Origin of the sequence: Kitasatospora sp. NPDC057542 (assembly GCF_042801945.1) — a bacterium.
In the GTDB taxonomy this organism is placed as follows: domain Bacteria; phylum Actinomycetota; class Actinomycetes; order Streptomycetales; family Streptomycetaceae; genus Kitasatospora.
In genome coordinates, this window is the sequence record NZ_JBHVFE010000813.1 from 1 (window position 1) to 1,665 (window position 1,665).

Sequence of the window (1,665 nt, forward strand, 5' to 3'; positions counted from 1 at the left end):
CTCGGATCTCCAGATCAGGACAGCAGGCGCACAGGGCCAGCGACCGGCAAAGCCGTCAGCCTCACCCTCCCCAGTGAAGATCACCAACAGCATCACTTCCGTGGCCTGCGCACGGTGAGTGGCGACGTGCCGGTGCGGTAGGCGTTGGGAAGTTGCCCGGAATTCGTCAGCGGCCAGGTTGTGGTGGCTGACAGTGCGGGACCGTGGATGATCTGGTGCCCCGGTTGGAGGGGTTGCTGTTTCCGTCGGTCGCGGGCGTCAGGGTGCTGTCGGTCGACGTGGACGTCGAGTCGGTGAACGTGCAGGTCGAGTGCTCGGCGGTGGGGCACAGCTGCCCGGGGTGCGGGGACTGGTCGACCCAGCTGCACAGCTCCTACCTGCGGTTTCCTGTCGACGGTCCGGTCGGGGGCAGACGGGTCCGGTTGAGCTTGCGGGTGAGGCACTTCGTATGCGGCAACCCGTCGTTCGGGCGGCGGACGTTCGCCGAGCAGATCGAAGGGCTGACACGACGCCACGGCCGGTAGACCGAGCAGTTGCGGGCCACACTCGCCTTGGTCGGCCTGGCGGCTTGCCGGGCGGGCCGGTGCCCGGCTGGCCGCCGTGTTCGGGGTATCGGTGAGCCGGAGCACGGTGCTGCGTCTGGTCGAGGAGCTTCCCGACCCGGTGCCGCCGGCCCCTCGGGTGGTGGGCGTCGACGAGTACGCGACGCGCAAGAGCCGCGCCTACGGGACGGTGCTGGTCGACGCCGAGACCCGCCGGCCGGTGGACCTGCTGCCCGACCGGAAGGCGTCGAGCCTGGCGGCCTGGCCGACGGCGGAGGCCGCGAGCCGGACGGCGGGGAGGTGGTTCACCCGGCGTTCGACGCGGGTTCGCCCGAGGTGGTAGCCGCATTGGCCCAGCCGGGCGGATTTACGTCACCCAGGATGCACTTTCAGACGGGCTGGCACTTCGAAGGTAAGAATGGGCCGGAGCCTTGGAATCGCATGGCAAAGTTTGGGTCATGGCACACGTGAAATGTCACATGTCTAACAGTGCCTGTCTCCGAACGGTTTCTCACATCGTCTGAAGGAGAAGACCATGAACCGCATCACCCGCATCGTGGTGGGCGCCGCCGGTGCCACAGCCCTGCTCACGGCGCCCGTGCCGGCCTTCGCCGCCGCGACCGGCACTGACACCGCCACCGCCACGGTCACGACTTGCAAGTACAGTCTCCAGGCCGGGTTGGCGACCTACGCCTGCACAGACGTCACCGGCAGCAGCATCGTGATCTACGGGAAGATCGGCCTTGCCGGCCCGCCCGACGGGCCGGTGTCGTGGCAGACCCTGTACACCAATCTGTCGGCCGAGGTGGTCGGCGGCAACTCGCTCGGCTCCGTGAGCGGGAGCACGGCGTTCCATTCCACCGCGGTACGGGTGGACGGCTTCACCGCCACCGCCCCGTGCGGTTCGACAGTGCGTGCGACCTTCTCGGTGCAGGGAAGCGGCCCGTTCGGCACTCGGCCGGTGGTGGAAGTTCCGGTGACTTGCTGACGCTTCATCAATGTGAATGCCGAGTCCGGGAGTTGTCAACATCCGGGGCTCGGCCACCGTGGCGGCCTGCATGGACCTCGTCCGCCGCAGAGGCCCACGTGGATGCCCTGGCTCACGCATCCCCGGGGATGCGTG

The 1,665-nt window shown here is 68.3% G+C and carries 3 protein-coding genes; all 3 read left to right on the plus strand.

What is annotated here, in order from left to right:
* Positions 1–203 precede the first annotated feature (203 nt).
* The 3 genes from ACFU7Y_RS43755 to ACFU7Y_RS43765 all read left to right on the plus strand — a co-directional run bounded on the left by ACFU7Y_RS43755 (position 204) and on the right by ACFU7Y_RS43765 (position 1,530).
* Positions 204–524: a transposase family protein gene (locus ACFU7Y_RS43755; protein ID WP_380772026.1), complete on the plus strand. Its 321-nt coding sequence runs from the start codon at positions 204–206 to the stop codon at positions 522–524.
* A gap of 91 nt (positions 525–615) precedes the next feature.
* Positions 616–885 (plus strand): hypothetical protein, encoded by a 270-nt coding sequence (locus tag ACFU7Y_RS43760; RefSeq protein WP_380772028.1) that lies wholly within the window; start codon positions 616–618, stop codon positions 883–885.
* A 192-nt stretch (positions 886–1,077) separates the two neighbouring features.
* A complete protein-coding gene (locus ACFU7Y_RS43765) occupies positions 1,078–1,530 on the plus strand; it encodes a hypothetical protein (protein WP_380772029.1) in 453 nt (150 codons plus the stop codon).
* The last annotated feature ends 135 nt before the right edge of the window (positions 1,531–1,665 follow it).

Excerpts from the sequence above, each read along its gene's own strand:
- ACFU7Y_RS43765 (WP_380772029.1), top strand. The coding sequence starts at position 1,078 with ATGAACCGCATCACCCGCATCGTGGTGGGCGCCGCCGGTGCCACAGCC.